We start from the raw sequence: 18911 nt of genomic DNA, 5'->3' as shown, positions 1-18911 counted from the left end.
GACGCGGAGGTCCCGGCCGAGGCGGAGGTCCCGGCCGAGGCCGAGGTCCCGGCCGACGCCGCCGCGATCGCCTCCGCCAGCCGCTCCAGCACGGCGGCGACCTGCTCGTCGGTGATGGTGAGCGGCGGCAGCAGCCGCAGCACCGCGTCGTGCCGCCCGCCGAGTTCGACGATCAGCCCGCGCTCCAGGCACGCCTCCCGGACCCGTACGGCGAGCGCCGGATCGGCCGGCCGGGCGCCGCAGGCGTCGGGTTCGGCGGTCGGGTCGACCAGTTCGACGCCGATCATCAGTCCGCGCCCGCGCACGTCGCCGATGGCGGGCAGTTCGGCGGCGAGTTCCCGCAGCCGGTCGGTCATCCGGGTGCCCGCCACGGCCGCCCGCTCGGCCAGCCCGTGCGCGGCGACGTACCGCAGCGTGGCGGCACCGGCGGCCATGGCGAGGGTGTTGCCGCGGAAGGTGCCGGTGTGGGCGCCGGGCCGCCAGCCGTCGTAGTCCTCGCGGTAGACGACCACGGCGAGCGGCAGGCTGCCGCCGATGGCCTTGGAGAGCACCATGGCGTCCGGGACGATGCCGCTGTGCTCGACGGCCCACATCGCGCCGGTGCGTCCGACGCCGGTCTGCACCTCGTCGACGATCAGCGGGATGCCGCGTTCGGCGGTGATCCGGCGCATCTCGCGCAGCCAGCCGTCGGGCGCGGGGACGACCCCGCCCTCGCCCTGGACGGCCTCCAGGATCATCGCGGCGGGCGGTACCACCCCGCCCGAGGGGTCGTCCAGCAGCCGTTCCACGTAGGTCACGCCGAGGTCGGCGCCCGCCTCGCCGCCGACCCCGAACGGGCAGCGGTAGCCGTACGGGTAGGGCAGCCGGACCACCTCGCCGCCGCTGGGCAGCGGTTCCTTGACGGCGACGCTGCCGGTGAGCGCGAGGGCGCCGGCCGTCATGCCGTGGTACGCGCCGGTGAAGGCGAGTGCGCCGCGGCGCCCGGTGGCGGTCTGCATCAGTTTGAGGGCGGCCTCGACGGCGTCCGTCCCGGCCGGTCCGCAGAAGTGCACCCGGGCGCGGGCGGCGAACTCGGCGGGCAGGCTCTCGAACAGCGCGCTGGTGAAGTCGTCCTTCTCGGCGGTGGCGAGGTCGAGCAGGTGCAGTGGGGCGCCGCTGTCGAGGGTGCGGCGGATCGCCTGCAGCACGACGGGGTGGTTGTGTCCGAGGGCGAGCGTTCCGGCGCCGGAGAGGCAGTCCAGGTAGCGGCGGCCGTCGGCGCCCTCGACGGTCATGCCGTGGGCCCGGACCGGGACGATGGGGAAGGAGCGGGCGTACGTCCGGGCGGCGGACTCGCGGACGCGCTGGCGGCGCAGGATGGCCTCACCGGAGGGCGGGGCCCCGGCGGCCCCGGAATCGGCCTGGGCGGGTACGGCGGCGAGCGACAATGCGAACCCCCAGAAGAAATTAGGTAAGCCTAACTTTACCGCCCTTGACCTGGCGGGACGCCTCGGGGGCACCGAGAACCACCCGAGTGAGTGAACCTCCCCCGGTATCGCGTACGCCGCCCCCGATCGGCCCAACGAGCGACGCGCCGGACCGTCACGCCCCCGGCCCAACCCACCCGAATCCGGCTGGAATCAGTCGCACCTGACCGGATCCGCCCACCCTCGACCGGCCCGGGGCCTCACCGCCCCTTCCACCGGTAGCAGAGTTCCGGCCGCCCGACGCTCCCGTACTGCGGCTCGCGCACCGCCCGCCCGGTGTCCACCAGGTGCTCGAGGTAGCGCCGCGCGGTGATCCGGGACACCCCGGCGGCGGCACCGGCCGCGGCCGCCGACAGTCCGGTCGCGGCCTCGCGCAGCACCGAGGCCACGGCGTCCAGGGTGGGCGCGCTCAGCCCCTTGGGCAGCGAGCTGCGCTCGGGCGTGCGAAGCAGGGCGAACGCCTGGTCGACCTCGTCCTGGCCGATGGCCTCGCCGGTGCGCCCGAGGCTGTCGCGGTAGCGGGCGTAGCGCTCCAGCCGGTCGTGCAGGGCCGCCGCGCTGAACGGTTTCAGCAGGTACTGCACGACCCCCGCCGAGACCGCCTGGCGCACCATCGCGAGGTCGCGGGCCGAGGTGACCGCGATGACGTCGGTGCCGTGTCCGGCGGCGCGCAGGGTGCGGCAGAGCTGGAGGCCGTGGCCGTCCGGCAGGTAGAGGTCGAGCAGGGTGAGATCGACGGGCGTCCCGGCGGCGCGCGCCCGCTCCAGGAAGCGCAGCGCGTCGGCGCAGCTGTGCACGGTGCCGGCGGCACGGAAGCCGGGCTCGCGCTCGACGTACAGGGTGTGCGCGGCCGCGGCCACCGGGTCGTCCTCCACGACCAGGACGGAGATCCCGCCGCCCGCTCCCGCCGCTCCGCCGACGCCGCCGGTCACGCCGGTCACGCCGGTCACGCCGGGACCCCTTCGCGCTCGCCGGAGCCGACGACCCGGCCACCGGCCAGCGGCAGCCGTACGGTGAGCACCGCGCCGCGGTCGCGCCCGACCTCGACGGTGCCGCCGTTGCGCCGGGCGGCCTGGGCGACCAGCGCCAGCCCGAGGCCGTGCCCGCGGCCGTCCTGCTTGGTGCTCCAGCCGCGCCGGAACACGTCCTCGACGGCGGCCGGGTCGATGCCCGCACCGGTGTCGGCGACCCGCAGCAGCAGGCAGGCAGCCGCGCCGTCGGCCTCGCCACCCGTGTCGATCCGGGCCGTGACGGTGACCTCCGGCGCGTCCGGGCTCCGGGCGGCCCCTGAGATCGCGGCGTCCACCGCGTTGTCGATCAGGTTGCCGAGGACGGTGATCAGGTCCCGGGCGGAGAGTCCGGGCGGGAGCACTCCGTCGTCGATCCGGCTGTCCTCGGTGAGGGTCAACTCCACGCCCCGCTCGGCCGCCTGGGCCGCCTTGCCGAGCAGCAGCGCGGCGAGCACCGGCTCGCCGACCGCCGCGACCACCCGGTCGGTGAGCTGCTGGGCGAGCGCGAGTTCGGCGGTGGCGAACTCCACCGCCTGTTCGTGGCGACCGAGTTCGATCAGCGAGACCACCGCGTGCAGCCGGTTGGCGGCCTCGTGCGCCTGCGCTCCGAGCGCCTCGGTGAAGCCGCGTACGGAGTCCAACTCACCGCTCAGCGACTGCAGTTCGGTGTGGTCGCGGAGGGTCACCACCCGGCCGAGGCCGGTGCCGATGGTGGAGGTGTTGAGCACCACGACCCGCTCGGCGGTCAGGTGCACCTCGTCCCGCACCGGCTCCTCGCCGAGCACCGCGGTCACCAGCGCCTCCGGCAGCCCCAGCTCCGCCACCGGGAGCCCGTCCAACTCGCCTTCCAGCCCGAGCAGTTCGCGGGCCGCGTCGTTGCAGAGCACCACCCGGTGCGCGCGGTCGAGCAGGATCAGCCCCTCCCGCACCGAGCGCAGGGTCGCCTGGTGGTACTCGTAGAGGTGGCTGAGTTCGTCCGGCCCCATGCCGTGGGTGTGCCGCCGAAGCCGGGAGTTGGCCAGATAGGTGCCCACCCCGCCGAGCGCGAGGGCGGCCACCGCGACCCCGACCAGGGCGAGCAGCGGCCCGCTCAGCTGGGCGGAGATCGACTCCAGCGTCAGCCCGACGCTCACCAGCGCGACCACCCGGTGCTGGTCGTCCAGCACCGGAGTGACCACCCGCACGGACGGGCCGAGCGTGCCGGTGTACGTCTCGCTGCGGGTCTGGCCGGCCAGCGCCCAGTCGATGTGCCCGAGGTAGCGCTTGCCGATCTGCTCGGGCAGCGGGTGGGTCCAGCGCACCCCGTCGGTGTCCATGACGGTGATGAAGGAGACCCCGGTGTCCTGGCGCACCTGCTCGACGTACGGCTGGAGCACCGCGGTCGGGTCGGGCCCGCCGACGGCGGAGCGCACCGCGGGCGAGTCGGCGACGGCGTGGGCGATCGAGGTGACCTCGTTGCGGGCCGCGTCCTCGGTGCGCTCGGCGGTGAACAGGTACGCGAGCACCGCGCCGCCCGCGACCACGGCGGCGACGATGACCACCTGGACGACGAACAGCTGCCCGGCCAGGCTGCGGACCAGCCGGCGCGGCAGGGGGAACCACCGGCGACGCGAGCGGGTGGGGGAGGTGCTCACGGACATGCCTGCCAGTGTGCACCACGGCCCCGGACGCCCCCGGCGGCCGGACGGTTCCCGCCCGCCGTGAACTCTATGAACGCAAACGTGACCTCCGTCACGCCTGGCCCCCATAGTTCGGAGCGGCCCACCACCCGGGGCCACCAGGACTGCAGGGCAAAGGAGCCGCAGATGTCGATCGCCGAGACCGCCACGGCGGGGGGACCCAGACGCAAGGACCGGACCCACTACCTCTACCTCGCGGTGATCGCCGCAGTGGTCGCGGGCGTGGTGGTCGGGCTGGCCGCCCCCGGCTTCGCCGTGGAGCTGAAGCCGGTCGGCACCGGGTTCGTCAACCTGATCAAGATGATGATCAGCCCGGTGATCTTCTGCACCATCGTGCTGGGCATCGGCTCGGTCACCAAGGCCGCGAAGGTCGGCAAGGTCGGCGGCCTCGCCATCGGCTACTTCCTCGCCATGTCGACCGTCGCCCTGGCCATCGGCATGGTCGTCGGCAACCTGCTGGAACCGGGTGACGGCCTCCACCTGACCGCCGCCCTCGCCAAGTCCGGCCACGCCCAGGCGGCGGCCGGCGGCGCCCAGTCGACCAGCGACTTCCTGCTCGGGATGATCCCCGACACCCTGTTCTCGGCCCTCACCCAGGGCAAGGTGCTGCAGACCCTGCTGGTCGCACTGCTGGCCGGCTTCGCCCTCCAGGCGATGGGGGCGGCCGGCGCCCCGGTGCTGCGCGGGATCGAACACCTCCAGCGGCTGGTCTTCCGGATCATGTCGATGATCATGTGGGTGGCGCCGGTCGGAGCCTTCGGGGCGATGGCCGCCGTGGTCGGGGCGACCGGCGTCGACGCACTGAAGAGCCTCGCCGTGATCATGATCGGCTTCTACGTGACCTGCGTGCTGTTCGTCGTCGTGGTGCTCGGCGCGCTGCTCCGCCTGGTCGCCGGGGTCAACGTGTTCGCCCTGCTCAAGTACCTCGGGCGCGAGTTCCTGCTGATCCTCTCCACCTCCTCCTCCGAGAGCGCGCTGCCCCGCCTGATCGCCAAGATGGAGCACCTGGGCGTCAGCCGCCCGGTCGTCGGCATCACCGTGCCGACCGGCTACAGCTTCAACCTCGACGGCACCGCGATCTACCTCACCATGTCCTCGATCTTCATCTCCGAGGCGATGGACAAGCCGATGTCGATCGGCGAACAGCTCTCACTGCTGGTGTTCATGGTGATCGCGAGCAAGGGCGCCGCCGGGGTCACCGGCGCCGGACTGGCCACCCTCGCGGGCGGACTGCAGTCGCACAAGCCGGCGCTGGTGGACGGGGTCGGGCTGATCGTCGGCATCGACCGCTTCATGTCGGAGGCCCGGGCGCTCACCAACTTCGCAGGCAACGCCGTCGCGACCGTGCTGATCGGGCACTGGACCGGCGAACTGGACGCCGAACGCGCCCACCGGGTGCTGGGCGGCGAGCTGCCCTTCGACGAGCTGACGCTGGTCGACAGCCACGGCGGCGCCGGTGCCTCAGGCACCTCGGGTGCCACGGGCCCCGCGCCGGAGACCGTGCCCGCCGGAGCCGGAGCCGGAGCCGGAGCCGGGGCCACCACGATCTGAGCGGCCACCCCGTACGCCCCCGGTCCGGCGCCTCACACCATCCCCCGGAAACGGCGCCGGGCCGGGGGTTCCCCTGTTCCACCACCACCGACGGCCGCCCTGTTGCCCGGCCCGACGACGGCACTCCGTCCAGAAGTCCCGCCCAGAAGTCCCGCTCAGAGATCCCGCTCAGAGATCCCGCTCAGAAAGTCCCGCTCAGAAGTCCTGCGAGCCGCTGACCGCCCAGGCCACCCCGCTGGCCGGATCCTCCAGCGCGAGGTGCAGATGGCGCAGCCCGGCGGCCGGCTCCTGCCAGGTGAAGCAGCGCATCCGGGCCACCAGCGCGTCCACCTCGGCGTGGCCGGGCCCGTCCGCACCGGCCATCGCGCCCAGCGCCCGCCAGAGCCGCAGCCGCCCGTGTGCGCAGCCGTGCGTCCGGCCCACCGCGGCGGCCTGCACCAGCGCCGGGTAGGCGAGCGCGAACGGCAGGAACCCGCCGACCACCCGTCGGCCCCGGGCCAGCACGGCGGCCGCCAGCGGGGCCGGGCCGCGCACGCACACCACCTCCGCCCAGGGCACCAGCGCGGCCAGCTCACCCAGCCCCCGGGTGACCCGCTGCCCGCCCGGCCGGGCCACCGACCGGGGCAGGTCGACCTCGCCCAGGCCCTCGCGGCTGGCCGGCAGGGTCAGCACCGCGCTGCGCGCTCCCCCGCCGGGCAGGTACTCGCGCACCCGTGCGGCCTCGTCCCAGCCCGCCTTCTCCCAGGGCTCCAGGCGCAGCGGCACGCCCTCAGGGTCGGGCTCGGTCCCGTAGGAGAGGTCCTCACCGAGCAGCACCCGGGTGTGCGCGACCAACCGGCGCACCCGGGCCGGACCGAGCAGCGGGGCCAGTCGCAGCCAGGAGTGGCGGGTCGCCAGCACCTCCCAGAGCGGACCGGCGTCGTGGTCGCCCACCCCGGCGACCGTCCCCTCGCCACCGTCCGCGTCGAACAGCCGGACGGCCAGTTCGGGCGGCGCCGCATAGGCGATCAGGTGGCCGAGCGGCGCGGTCAGGGCCACCGCGGCCTGCTCCCCGCCCTGCACGACGGCGGCGGCCCGGCCCTGCCGGTAGGCGGCGAGCAGCTCGGGCCAGCGGCCGTCCTCGGCCAGGGCGCGGACGCTGTGGTCCTCGTACGTGATCACGATTCGCAGCGTACGGGCCGGGGTGGCGCATCAGCCGACTTGCCGTCGGCTCGGTGCGTCGGCTCGGTACGTCGGCTCGGTGGCCTTCCGGCCCCCGGGTCGTCAGGGGTCGTGCCGGCGCTCCCGCTCCAGGACGGCGCGCAGTCGGCGGTGGGCGCGGCGGCGGGTGACGGCCAGCGTGCTGCGGTGCAGGCCGAGCAGTTCGGCGGCCTCGTCGACGGAGTAGCCGTCGAGGTCCACCAGCACCACCACCCGGGCCTGCTTGGCGGTCAGGAAGCCGAGCAGCCGGACCACCTCCCAGCGCGCCTGCAGCTCGGCCATCCCGCCGGACGGCGGTTCGAGCGCCGAGTGGCCGTACCCCGCCGTCTCGGCCGGCTCCCCCACCTCGGGCAGGGCCACCCGGCGTCGCTCCCGGCGCCACTGGTCGCGCAGGATGTTCGTCATCGTGGTGAACACGTAGGCGTACGGCTGCGGGTGGCTGAGGAAGCGCTCCGGGCGGCGGGCGATCCGCAGGTACGCGTCGTGGACGACGTCACCGGCGGCCAGCGGGCTCCCGGCGAGCATCGTGGCCGCCTGCTGGAGCCTCGGCAGCAGTTCGGTGAACATCCGGTTGAAGTCGGCGGATTGGCCTTCGGACGGCTCCGGACCGAAGTCCTTCCGCCGCCCGCCCGCGTACCGTCCGCTGCATTCCGCCATGCCGCTCTCCCCGGAAATCGGGATCCCGACCGCCCAGTTGGAGCTGACCCCAGCCCCACCGGACATGTTGTGACACAGGTCACATCATAGGCCGTCCTCTCACGCTACGCAGTCATTCGTGTGCAATTCGTCATCGACCGGACGGGAGGCGGGAGTTCACCTCCGCACCACCCCGCCGGCCGGGGCACTCCACCCGATGGGAACCGCTGAGCGAGGAGAACCACCATGCGAGGCTGTATCGCCAGGAAGATCGCGACGTTCGGAATGGCCGGCGCGGCCGCTCTGGGCGTGCTCGGGACCGCCACCCTGCCGGCCGCCGCGGCGCCGGCCGCCGACCAGACCATCACCCCCGGCGCGGCCGCGGCCTCGCCGCACGTCAACGCCACCGGCTACCACTGCGTCATCACCGCCAACTACGGCTGGCGCTGGGAGGGGTACTGCAACGTGTACTCCGGCCAGCTGCGCACCATCACCTACTGCGCCAACGGCACCTCGTCCGTCGGCCTGTGGATCGGCGCCCGGCCGGAGGCGTGGGACGTCTGGGGCAACTGTCCCGGGTCGACCTGGACGAAGGTCGTGTTCCAGTGGCACAGCTGAGCAGGTAGCGGCCGCGGGGAACGGATGACGGCTGACAGCTGACGGATTTCGAAATCTGTTTTCCGTCAGCTGTCATCTGTTTTCTGTCATCTGTTTTCTGTCATCTGTTCTCTGTCATCTGGTCGCCGTCATCTGCCCGCCGTCATCCGTCAGCCGCCGGCCGTCACCGGCGAGACCTCCGCCAGCAGTCGGGCAGCGTGCACCCGGCCCGCGTGTTCGACCAGGTTGATCAGCACCTCCTTGCCGGAGGCACGCCGCCGGGCGTCGCAGAGCACCACCGGCGTGCCGGAGTCCAGGTCCAGCGCGCGGGCGACCTCCTCCGGGCCGTACTCGCGCGTCCCGGCGAAGCGGTTCACCGCGACGACGAAGGGGATGCCCCGGTGCTCGAAGAAGTCGACGGCCGGGAAGCAGTCGGTCAACCGGCGGGTGTCGGCGAGCACCACCGCACCGAGCGCTCCCTGCGCCAGCTCGTCCCAGAGGAACCAGAACCGGTCCTGCCCCGGAGTGCCGAACAGGTAGACGGCCAGCCCCTCGCGGATGGTGATCCGGCCGAAGTCCATCGCCACCGTCGTGGTGGTCTTGCGCTCCACCCCGCCCAGGTCGTCGACCCCGCGCCCGGCCTCGGTCAGCCGCTCCTCGGTGCGCAGCGGCCGGATCTCGCTGACCGCGCCGACCAGCGTCGTCTTTCCGACCCCGAAGCCGCCCGCGACCAGGATCTTGAGCGCGAGCACGGAGTCCCCCGGGTCCACCGTGTCGGACGGCCAACGGTCGGATGGCCGGCGGTCGAACGGATGCCGCTCGGACGGGTGCCGCTCGGACGGGTGGTCAGAGTGCGCGGAGCCCATGGATGACCTCCTGGAGGATGCGCTCGTCGGGGAGCAGGGCGGGCGGGACGGGGCGGCTGACCCGGATGAGCCCGGCCGCCAGCAGATCGCCGAGCAGCACCCGCACGACGCCCACCGGCAGGTCGAGGTCGGCGGCGAGCTCGGCCACCGACAGCGGGTTGCTCCGGCACAGGCCGAGGATGCGCGCCTGCTCGGGGCCGACCGGCGGCTCGGGCAGGTCCGGGGCGAGCGCCGGGTCGGGCAGGTCGGACACGACCACGGCGATCAGGTCGAACTGCTGCTCACCGGCCCCGGTCCGGCCCCCGGTCATGGCGTACGGGCGGACCAGCGGCCCGGCCTCGTCGTCATACCAGCGGGCCCGGTGGGCGGCGGCGAGCGGGTTGCGGGGCGGTCGGCCGGGATCGGCCCGGGGATGCTCCGGATGTCGCTGGTGGTACGGGTGGAACGCGTGCTCCGCCTGGTCCGGGCGGTCCGGGTGGGTCACCGTACTCACCCGCCGTGCACCGCGCGGGGCGGGGCGCCCAGGTGCTCGCCGACCCGGCGGACCAGTCTCGCCATCTCGTAGGCGACCAGCCCGAGATCGGCCCTGGCAGTGGCGAACACGGCCAGGCAGGTGCCCTCCCCGGCCGCCGCCACCAGCAGGTAGCCGCCCTCCAACTCGACCATGGTCTGCCGGACTTCACCCGCGCCGAAATGTCGTCCGGCGCCCTTGGCGAGGCTGTGGAAGCCGGAGGCGACGGCGGCCAGGTGCTCGCCGTCCTCGCGGGCCAGACCGGCCGAGCTGCCCATGGCCAGGCCGTCGGCGGAGAGCATCACGGCGAAGCGGACCTCGGGGGCGCGCTGGACCAACTCGTCGAGGAGCCAGTTCAGTTCCCCCGTGCGGTGGGTGGTGCCGATCACGGCCGGTCTCCTTCGGGTCGGGTGTCGAGTCGCTCTACGAGTCGCTCTTCGAGCCGTTCCTCGAGCCGCTCTTCGGTTCGTACGTCGGGTCGTACGTCGGGTCGGGCGTCGGGCCCGGGTGCCGACAGGTGCTGGTGCGGCGACCGGGGCCGGGGCCGGCTGCGGCCGGCGTCGGCCGATGGCTCCTCGGGCCACCGACCGGAGCGCAGGCCGCGCGCCCAGCCGTTCTGGAAGGCCGACATCGCCGCCCGCGCCGCCTCCGGACTGCGGATCGCGGGCTCCGCGCCTTCCCCGCCGAGGGCCGCGCGGCGGCTGCGCGGGGCGGCGCCGGCCGGGGTCTCCCGCAGTTGCGGCACCAGGCTCGCCTGGCGCACCCGGCGCGGCAACTCCTCAGGGCAGTCGGGGACTTGCCGCTCCTCCGGCGGCGGCGCGCTCGCCGTACGGTACGGCTGCGGCGGACCAGGCTGCGGACGGGAGGCGGCACCCGGGCCCCCGTCCGCAGCCGGTCCGGCCGTCCGGGCACCGGAGGCCCGGACGGGGGTGCGCCGCACCGGCCCGGGGTCGCCGCCCCGGGTGCCGAAGGGCAGCAGCGCCCCGCCCTCCGGCGGCGGCCCACCCGCCGCCGGAAGCTCGATCTCCGTCACCCCACCGCCCGGGAAGGCCGGGGCCGGCGCCCACACCGGCGCGGGCTGCGGCCACCACACGGGATCCGGCTCGGGGGCCAGGTCCGTACCGTCCGGAACCGGCACGACGTCCAACTCCGGTACGGCATAGGCGTCCTGCCCGTACCCCTCCCGTCCGTCGGACAGCAGCCCGGTGGGCAGCAGGACCACGGCGGTGGTGCCGCCGTACGCGGAGGTCACCAGCGAGACCCGGACGCCGTGCCGCCGGGCGAGCCGGCTGACCACGAACAGGCCGAGCCGGTCGCTGTCGAACAGGTCGGCCTGTTCGGCGGCGGCGATCCGTCGGTTGGCGGCGGCCAGGGCGGCCGGGCCCATGCCGAGGCCGCGGTCCTCGATCTCCACCGCGTAGCCGTTGCCGACCTGTTCACCACGGATGTGCACCCTGGTGTGCGGCGGGGAGAACCCGGTGGCGTTCTCGACCAGTTCGGCCACCAGGTGGGTGAGGTCGGCGACGGCATGGCCGACGACAGCGGCGCGCGGCAGCGGGTGCACCTCGACCCGGGCGTACTCCTCGACCTCCGAGACGGCCGCCCGCACCACGTCCACCAGCGGGACGGGCCGACGCCAGGCCCGACCGGGGACGGCGCCGGAGAGGATGATCAGGCCCTCGGCGTGGCGGCGCATCCGGGTGGTGAGGTGGTCCAGCCGGAACAGGTCGGCCAGCTCGGACGGGTCCTCGGTGCGGCGCTCCATCGCGTCCAGCAGGGTGAGTTGGCGGTGCACCAGGACCTGGCTGCGGCGCGCGAGGTTGACGAACACCCCGGACACCCCGGACAGCACCTCGGCCCGTTCCACCGCCGCCGTGACGGCCGCCCGCTGTACGGTGCCGAGCGCCCGGTGGACTTGACCGATCTCGTCGTCGCGGCCCGTCGGCCGGGGTGCCTCGGTCTCGATGTCCACCTCCTCCCCGGCGCGCAACTTCCTGATCGTGGCGGGGAGTTTGCGACCGGCCAGGTCAAGTGCCGAGTTGCGCAGGCCGGTCAGCTCGGTGACCAGTGCGCGCCCGATCCGCGCCGAGATCACCAGCGAGGCGACCACCCCGAGCAGCCCGAGCAGCACGGCGATCCCGGCCGGGGTGAACAGGCCCAGGGCGTAGGGGTTCTGGGGCCCGGCGGCAAGGCGACCGGCCTGGCCCTCGACGCCGCGCAGCCCGTCGGCGACGTTCCCGGCCACCATCGCCCACCGGTCGGCCGGCACCGCGGCGACGGCGGCCCGGCCGTCGACGGCGGTACGGACCTTGTCCTCGTAGCCGGTCAGCTCCCGGTGGTCGGCCCCGTCGGTGACGGCGAGCAGCGCGCCCCGGTCGGCGGGGCGCAGGTCGGCGGCCGCGCCCTGCTCGAACTCGCGCCGGGCGAAGGCCGTACCGGCGAACTCGCGCAGCTGGTCGTCGCCGAGGCCGCCGGAGAGCTGGGCGGCGCGCAGCAACGCGTCCTCCCGGGCGAGGAGTTCACGGGAGCGGTCCAGCTCCGGCGGCACCCGGGCGTCGACTCCGGCCCGGCCGTCCTGGAGCGGGGCGGCGGCGCCGGAGACCGCCAACGCCTGGTCCACAGCGGCGCCGTAGGCGGCGTACACCTCGGGCCAGCCCACGCTCCGGGTCAGCACCCGGCCGCGCAGTTCGGGCAGGGCGGCGAGCGAGGCACCGAGGGCGTCCAGGCGGGCGGCCGCGTCGGCTCCCAACCCCTGAGCGTCGGCGCGGTTGTAGCCCTGGCCGGGGTGGCGAGGGTCGGGGAACAGCGGGGCGATCGCCCGGTCGGTGGCCGCGGCGGCCTCGCGCAGGGCACTCTCCCGCCCGGCGGCGGGAACGGTCCCCGGGACGAGCCCCGGACCGGCCAACAGCTGTCCGGCGGCGGCGCGTTCGGCCTGCAGGCCGGCGACCGTGTCGGCGACGGGGGCGAGCAGGCTGCGCTGGGTGTCGCGCAGGCGCAGCAGGTCCCAGACGCCCTGGGCGGTGGTCACGGTGGCGAATCCCCACAGGGCGATCACGGAGACCACCGGGACCATCAGCAGGGCGATGATCCGGGCACGGACGGTCCGGGGGCGCAGCCCGCGCAGCCAGGGGCCGGGCAGCGGCGGACGGGCGGGCGGCCCGGCATGGGCACCCCGGCGGGCGCCGGGGGCGGTACCGCGGTCTTCTCGCATGGGTGGGCGGCCTTTCGGGCGGGGGACGGTCATGGGCCGGACGGGGCCCGGAGTGGACGGCGCTCGGACTGGACGGGCCTCGGGCTGAACGGGCCTCGGGCTGAACGGGGGCTCAGACGGGTGCGGGCTCGACGGGGCTCAGGCCACGCGGTCGTGGCCGTACCGCTCGGGGAGCCCGGGGTCCACCTGCTCGACCCCTGGCTGGACGGCCGGCTCGGGGAACTCCTCGATCCCCAGCTCCGCCACCCCCGACCGACCGGCCCGGTCCTGGGCCGCCGGGGAGAGCGCGACGAAGGCGGACGCGAGGAAGAGGAACGAGCCGAGGCCCACCGCGAGCGGGAAGACGAAGTCCATCGGGCTGACCCCGCCCAGGCCGGTCCGGCCGGGCTCCAGCTGGACGTGGACGGCGGCCATGCCGGTGTAGTGCATGCAGCTGACGGCGAGGCCCATGGCCAGTGAGGCGCCCGCCGCCGCGTACACGTTGCGGATGGTGACGGCGGCCCAGAGCGCGGCGGTGGCAGCGCCCACCGCGACCAGCACGGACAGCGCGACCGTCCCGCCGTCGTAGCGCAGCCCGCCGTGCATGCGGACGGCGGCCATGCCGAGGTAGTGCATCGCGGCGACGCCGACGCCGGTGGTGCAGCCGCCGCCCAGCAGGGCGAGGCCGCGGTGCCGGCCGTAGCAGACCACGGTCAGGCCGAGGCCGGTGACCAGCACCGCGACCAGCAGACTGAGCACCGTCAGCGGCACGTTGTAGCGCAGTTCGGTGCCGTCGACGGCGAAGCCGAACATGGCGACGAAGTGCATGGTCCAGATGCCGGAGCCGATCGCGGCGGCGGCGGTGAGCAGCCAGTTCCGGCGGGCGGTGCCGGTGGCGGCCAGACCGCGCAGGGTGCAGCGGAGCCCGAGGGCGGCGCCGGCACAGGCCATCGCGTACGAGACGACGGGTGTCAGCCAGCCGAAGCTGAACTGGTTGAGGGCGCCCATGGGACCTCCGGTCGACCGGTCGGGCCCGGGGCGGGTGGACGGTGCCCCCGGGCACCCCCGGCCGGGCGGACTGCATCCGACGGGCATATGCCTGTCGCATGTGCGCTTTCGACCTGGGGTGCGTGGGACGCTATCGAGTGGCTGGAATCGGCCAGGCGAAGATCCGAAAAGCTGCCCGCGCGCCGGGGGCGGTGTGTTCGAATGACCCGGTCCTGTGCCCAGCGGCCCGGCCGTCGGCGGACCGTGCCCGCCGAACGACGGACGCCGAACAGCAGACACAAACAGCGAACAACAAACAGCGGACAGATAACAGATTTCGAAATCTGTCATCTGTCCGCTGAAAGTTGAACACTGAAAGCCGAACCTCGTCAGCCGCCAGCTGCCAGCTGCCGCCCGATGGGCGATGGGCCCCGCCCGTCACCCGACGGGCGTCACCCGCACCCGCATCGCAGTCGCCGCCCGAAGCGTGATCGCCTGCGCGAGCGCCACCCGCCGGTCCACCACCTCCACCTCGAAGTCCCGCAGCAGCACCCCGAGGGTCAGCACCGACTCCAGCATCGAGAAGTGCTGCCCGATGCAGGCCCGCGGTCCGCCGCCGAACGGGAACCAGGCGTACCGGTGCCGCGCCTTCTCCTCCTCCGGCAGGAACCGGTCCGGGTCGAAGCGCTCCGGCTCCACCCAGTGGTCCGGGTGCCGGTGGGTGACCAGCGGCGCGACGATGACCTGTGCCCCCGCCGGGATGACGTACCCGTCGATGACCGTCTCCTCGACCGCCCGCCGCCCGGTCAGCGCCGCCGCCGGGAAGAGCCGCATCGCCTCCTTGATCACCCGGGTGAGGTACGGCAGCCGTTCCAGGTCCGCCGCCGTCGGCGCCCGCCCGGCCAGGACCGTGCGCGCCTCCTCCTGGGCAAGCGTGCGCTGCTCCGGGTGCTTGGCCAGCAGATGCAGCGCGAAGGCCAGCGAGGTGGCCGTGGTCTCGTGCCCGGCGAGCAGGAACACCAGGACCTGGTCCCGGAGTTCGACCGGATCCAGCCGCTCGCCGTCCACGCCGCGCGCCTTCCCGAGCAGGGTGAGCAGGTCGTCCGCCCCGTCGTCGCCGTCCCCGCGCGCGGCCCGCTCGGCGATGATCCGGTCGCAGACCTCGTACAGCGCCCGCCGCGCCGCGAGGCCGCGCCGGTTGCCCGGCGTCGGCCAGGTGCGCGGGAGGCGGACTGGCGCGAAGCCGCGTTCCTTGACGTACTCGCCGAGCACCGGGAAGTTGTGGTTCACCACCTCCACCGCCTCCTCGACGTCGGCGCCGAAGAGGATCCGGGCGACGGCGCGCAGCGCGAACCGCGACATCTCCTCCGCCGCGTCCACCACCCCGCCCGGCACCCCCCGCCAACGCTCGGTGAGCGCCTGCGCCTCCTGGGCGAGCGCGTCGGCGTAGCCGTCCACCCGGCGCCGGGTGAACAGCGGCTGGATCAGCCGCCGCTGGCGCTGGTAGACCTCGTCCTGACTGGTCAACAGCCCGTTGCCGACACTGGTCCGCAGTTCGTCGTAGAAGTTGTTCTCCTTGCGGAAGTTCGCCGCCTCGCTGCCGAGCACCTGGTGGACGCCCGAGGGCGAGAACACCCCGTAGAACTCGACGCGCAGCCCGGGCGGCCCGGCGACGATGCGGACCACGTCCCCGTGGTCGCGCCGAGCCTGGAGGTAGGTCCGCAGCGGTCGGCGGGTGAGGTCGAAGAACGAACCGACCAGGGGGTTCCCGGCCGGTCCGGGTATCGCGGCTGTGGTGGCCATCGGCACTCCTTCTGGACGTCCTGGACGCCGGCCGTGCTTGGCGACCCTTCAACCTTACTGACGGGTATTCAGCCGAGGAAGGTGCGGGAGGGCCCTAAGAAAGGGCGACGGGCGGCTTACTCGTACTCGGTGCCGCCCTTGCGGGTCAGGTACGCGTCGCTGACCACCTTGGCGATCGCCCGCCCGCCGAGCAGCGGGCTCCAGCGCTCGACCACCGGCCGGACCACCACCCCCTCGCGCAGGTGGAGTTCGCGCCCGGAGTAAGTCTCCCGGCCCTGCGCGTAGGTCAGCACCGTCGCGGTGTCGAACGGCCCGCGCCACAGTTCGGGCACCAACGGCAGTTCACCATCCAGCAGTTCGGCAGCCGACAGCCAGGTCAGCTGCCCGTCGACCACGGCCGACACGTCGAACGCGGCGTACCCGGGGCGCTCGGTGCGCGCGGTGGCCCCGTACGTCAGGTCCTGCACGCCCTCACCGAACACCTCGCCGAAGACCCCGACCCGTTCCGCGCCCAGCCGTTCGGCCAGCCGGGCCGCCACCGCCGGGATGTCGTACGCGCGCACCGCGCGCCAGTACAGGTTGCGCTCGTCCTCGGCCAGCGCCAGCCCCTGGGCGCCGATCCCCTTGGAGGAGACCTGCACCTCGCCGGTGGCGGCGGTGTACGTGACCAGGCAGCAACTGCCGTGCAGCTTCTCGGTCAGCACCACGGGCTCGCCGGGCGCGAAGACGTCGGGGTGGCGCTTGAGGTTCTCGATGTCCACCCAGGGCAGCAGGTCCGGCGCGCTGACCACGTCACCGTTCATCGAAGTCGGCACCGGGGGCCGCCACTTGACGATCCCGAGCAGTTCGGCGAAGTCCTCGCCCCGCTCGGCGGCCCCGGCCAGATCGGTGTCGGCCAGCACCCCGGGCCGGCAGACGATGCCCTGCGACAGCTCGCCGCGCAGCCGTACCGCCTTCACCCGGTTCGCCGCGCTGCCGGCCAGCTTGCCGGTCAGGCCCAGCTCCTCGACCAACTCATCGGGCAGGACGGCCTGTTCGGGGATGTAGACGGCGTGGTCGCCGGTCCGGTACGCGCCCTTCGCGACCACCGCCCGATAGAGGCCGACCTGCGCCAGCTCCAGGGCGTCGGCGTTCGGGTGCTCCAGGATGACCAGCCGCTCAGCCGTGACGCGCAACGTGGACATGGACGGACTCCTCCTCGTGGATCCGCATGGATCGACCGTCGGGCCCGGGCGGCCGACGGTCGGCCGCGCCTACGGGCTGCGCCCACTCTGACCGCTCCCCCGGCCCGGACGCGACGGGTTTTCCCGGAGCCCCGTCCCCGGCCTGTCCGCGACCCCGTCCCCGCCCCACCTCAACCCGCCTCCACCCCGACTCCGGGCCGCCCCCCCCGGGGCCGACCCCGGGCCCACGCTCCCCGCGCCCCCCACCACCGCCCCCGACCGTCCGTGCACGTTTGAGCCTTCGCACAGCGGCCCCGAGCCCCCTGCCCCACCCCGGCTGTGCGATGCGACAGAGGATTTATCGCTCGCATCTGCGGCACTATGATCGCCGTAATGGCCGCACCTGCGGCCACACCTCCGCGCCCCTTCCGGCGCGAACCCGGGAGGGGAAGCCACCGATGAGCACCCGCACCACCGCCACCCGCAGACTCGCCGTCGCCGCCGCCGCGGCCCTCGTGCTCAGCCTCGGGGCCACCGCCTGCGGCAGCGACGGCGGCAAGTCCTCCGGCTCCGCCTCCGCAGCGGCCACCACCGCGAGCACCGACGGCACCACCGGCACTGACGGCACCGGCGCCGGCGTCCCGAAGGCGAAGGGCGACATCACCGTGTTCGCGGCCGCCTCGCTCAAGGAGACCTTCACCGAGCTCGGCAAGAAGTTCGAGGCCGCCAACCCGGGCGCCAAGGTGAAGTTCAACTTCGGCGGCAGCTCCGCCCTCGCCACCAGCATCAACTCCGGTGCCCCGGCGGACGTCTTCGCCGCGGCCAGCCCGGCCACCATGAAGACGGTCACCGACGCGGGCGGCGCGAGCGGCCAGCCGAAGACCTTCGTCAGGAACACCCTCGCCATCGCCGTGCCCAAGGGCAACCCCAAGCACGTCGCGGGCCTGAAGGACCTCACCGGCTCCGGCGTGAAGGTCGCCCTGTGCGCGAAGGAGGTGCCCTGCGGCGCCGCCGCCCTCACCGCGCTGAAGGCCGCCGGGGTCGACCTCACCCCGGTCACCCTGGAGCAGGACGTCAAGGGCGCGCTCACCAAGGTCGAACTCGGCGAGGTCGACGCCTCGCTGGTGTACAAGACCGATGTGCGGTCCGATGCTGCGAAGATCGACGGCGTGGACTTCCCCGAGGCCGACAAGGCCGTGAACGACTACCCGATCGCGGCGCTCGCCAAGGCCCCGAACAAGGACGGCGCGGCCGCCTTCGTCGCCTACGTCCAGTCCCCCGAGGCCAAGCAGGTGCTGACCGCGGCGGGCTTCCAGGCGCCGTGAAGGACTGCACCACCGACAGCGGCCGGCCGGACCACCGCGACCGCGGCACCGGATCCGGCCCGGACCACCCCGCCCCGGCACCAGCAGGACCCGCGCAGGCCCTGCCGCGCCGCCGGGGCGCGCGCCGCCGCCCGGGGGCGCAGCGCGTCCCGGTCACGCTGCTGCTCCCGGCGCTGCTCGGCCTGGCGTTCCTGATCCTCCCGCTGGTCGGACTGCTGGTGCGGGCGCCGTGGAGCGGCCTGTCCGAGCAGCTGACCAGCACCGCCGTCTGGGACGCCCTGCGGCTGTCGCTGATCTGCGCGACGGCCGCCACCGCGGTCTCGCTGGTCCTCGGCGTCCCGCTGGCCTGGCTGCTCGCCCGCACCGAGCTGCCCGGCCGGCGGGTGATCCGGGCGCTGGTCACCCTGCCGCTGGTGCTGCCGCCGGTGGTGGGCGGGGTGGCGCTGCTGCTGGTGCTCGGGCGGCGCGGGATCGTCGGCTCCTGGCTGGACTCGGCCTTCGGCATCACCCTGCCCTTCACCACCACCGGGGTGGTGATCGCCGAGGCCTTCGTGGCGATGCCCTTCCTGGTGATCAGCGTCGAGGGCGCTCTGCGGGCGGCCGACCCCCGCTACGAGGAGGCGGCCGCGACCCTGGGCGCCTCCCGGCTGACGGCCTTCCGCCGGGTCACCCTGCCGATGATCGCCCCGGGGATCGCCGCCGGGGCCGTGCTCGCCTGGGCCCGGGCGCTCGGCGAGTTCGGCGCGACGATCACCTTCGCCGGGAACTTCCCGGGCCGGACCCAGACCATGCCGCTGGCCGTCTACCTGGCCATGGAGTCCGATCCGGAGGCCGCGATCGCGCTGTCGCTGGTGCTGCTGGTGGTCTCCGTCGCCGTCCTCGTCGGCCTGCGCGACCGCTGGATGTCGGCCCCGTGACCCCAAGCCC

General features: G+C 74.2%; 16 protein-coding genes. 4 read left to right on the top strand and 12 right to left on the bottom strand.

Features of this window, described 5'->3' with window-relative positions; translation table 11 throughout:
• The 3 genes from BG452_RS39990 to BG452_RS39980 form a co-directional block, all read right to left on the bottom strand.
• Positions 1–1427 (bottom strand): diaminobutyrate--2-oxoglutarate transaminase (locus BG452_RS39990; protein WP_188309258.1); only part of this gene is annotated, 1427 nt, incomplete at its 3' end.
• Between the two features lie 239 nt (positions 1428–1666).
• Positions 1667–2416 carry a response regulator gene (locus tag BG452_RS39985; RefSeq protein ID WP_317621448.1) on the bottom strand — a complete coding sequence of 250 codons (750 nt, stop codon included), beginning with the start codon at positions 2414–2416 and terminating at the stop codon, positions 1667–1669.
• Positions 2413–4116 carry a sensor histidine kinase gene (locus BG452_RS39980; RefSeq protein ID WP_188309257.1) on the bottom strand — a complete coding sequence of 568 codons (1704 nt, stop codon included), beginning with the start codon at positions 4114–4116 and terminating at the stop codon, positions 2413–2415. The genes BG452_RS39985 and BG452_RS39980 overlap by 4 nt, the downstream gene beginning before the upstream one ends.
• Positions 4117–4281: 165 nt before the next feature.
• Between BG452_RS39980 and BG452_RS39975 the strand changes: the two genes are divergently transcribed.
• The gene (locus BG452_RS39975; protein WP_188309256.1) at positions 4282–5706 is read left to right on the top strand and encodes a cation:dicarboxylate symporter family transporter; all 1425 of its coding nucleotides are present in this window, start codon (positions 4282–4284) and stop codon (positions 5704–5706) included.
• A 195-nt stretch (positions 5707–5901) separates the two neighbouring features.
• Here the strand turns inward: BG452_RS39975 and BG452_RS39970 are convergent, their stop codons facing one another.
• Together BG452_RS39970 and BG452_RS39965 are read right to left on the bottom strand one after the other, a co-directional pair.
• Positions 5902–6867 carry a hypothetical protein gene (locus BG452_RS39970; protein ID WP_188309255.1) on the bottom strand — a complete coding sequence of 322 codons (966 nt, stop codon included), beginning with the start codon at positions 6865–6867 and terminating at the stop codon, positions 5902–5904.
• Between the two features lie 102 nt (positions 6868–6969).
• Positions 6970–7563, bottom strand: a complete 594-nt coding sequence (locus BG452_RS39965; protein ID WP_223243422.1) for an RNA polymerase sigma factor — start codon at positions 7561–7563, stop codon at positions 6970–6972.
• A gap of 225 nt (positions 7564–7788) precedes the next feature.
• Here BG452_RS39965 and BG452_RS39960 point away from each other — a divergent pair, with 225 nt between their 5' ends.
• The gene (locus tag BG452_RS39960) at positions 7789–8160 is read left to right on the top strand and encodes a hypothetical protein (protein ID WP_188309254.1); all 372 of its coding nucleotides are present in this window, start codon (positions 7789–7791) and stop codon (positions 8158–8160) included.
• Positions 8161–8309: 149 nt separating this feature from the next.
• Here BG452_RS39960 and BG452_RS39955 read toward each other — a convergent pair whose 3' ends face one another.
• From BG452_RS39955 to BG452_RS39925, 7 genes are all read right to left on the bottom strand, one after another.
• The gene (locus BG452_RS39955; RefSeq protein WP_188309253.1) at positions 8310–9005 is read right to left on the bottom strand and encodes a GTP-binding protein; all 696 of its coding nucleotides are present in this window, start codon (positions 9003–9005) and stop codon (positions 8310–8312) included.
• Positions 8986–9333, bottom strand: a complete 348-nt coding sequence (locus BG452_RS39950; protein ID WP_223243428.1) for a DUF742 domain-containing protein — start codon at positions 9331–9333, stop codon at positions 8986–8988. Before BG452_RS39950 ends, BG452_RS39955 begins: the two co-directional genes overlap by 20 nt.
• Before the next feature lie 161 nt (positions 9334–9494).
• Positions 9495–9905, bottom strand: a complete 411-nt coding sequence (locus BG452_RS39945; protein WP_188309252.1) for a roadblock/LC7 domain-containing protein — start codon at positions 9903–9905, stop codon at positions 9495–9497.
• Entirely contained in the window at positions 9902–12727 is a 2826-nt protein-coding gene (locus BG452_RS39940) for a nitrate- and nitrite sensing domain-containing protein (protein WP_223243421.1), read from the bottom strand. Before BG452_RS39940 ends, BG452_RS39945 begins: the two co-directional genes overlap by 4 nt.
• Positions 12728–12865: 138 nt before the next feature.
• Positions 12866–13714, bottom strand: a complete 849-nt coding sequence (locus BG452_RS39935; RefSeq protein WP_188309250.1) for an MHYT domain-containing protein — start codon at positions 13712–13714, stop codon at positions 12866–12868.
• A gap of 417 nt (positions 13715–14131) precedes the next feature.
• The gene (locus BG452_RS39930) at positions 14132–15496 is read right to left on the bottom strand and encodes a cytochrome P450 (RefSeq protein WP_188309249.1); all 1365 of its coding nucleotides are present in this window, start codon (positions 15494–15496) and stop codon (positions 14132–14134) included.
• Positions 15497–15612: 116 nt separating this feature from the next.
• Positions 15613–16680, bottom strand: a complete 1068-nt coding sequence (locus BG452_RS39925; protein WP_188309248.1) for an RNA ligase (ATP) — start codon at positions 16678–16680, stop codon at positions 15613–15615.
• A gap of 437 nt (positions 16681–17117) precedes the next feature.
• On the opposite strand from BG452_RS39925, the gene modA reads away from it, so the two are divergent.
• Both modA and BG452_RS39915 read left to right on the top strand, forming a co-directional pair.
• Positions 17118–17984 (top strand): molybdate ABC transporter substrate-binding protein, encoded by an 867-nt coding sequence (gene modA, locus BG452_RS39920; RefSeq protein ID WP_188309247.1) that lies wholly within the window; start codon positions 17118–17120, stop codon positions 17982–17984.
• A gap of 101 nt (positions 17985–18085) precedes the next feature.
• A complete protein-coding gene (locus tag BG452_RS39915) occupies positions 18086–18901 on the top strand; it encodes an ABC transporter permease (RefSeq protein ID WP_188309261.1) in 816 nt (271 codons plus the stop codon).
• Positions 18902–18911: the final 10 nt, after the last annotated feature.

It is taken from the genome of Streptomyces sp. CBMA123 (assembly GCF_014596465.1).
Lineage (GTDB): Bacteria > Actinomycetota > Actinomycetes > Streptomycetales > Streptomycetaceae > Kitasatospora.
Note: the sequence above shows the minus strand (reverse complement) of the source record. Positions and strands in the feature narration are given on the sequence as shown.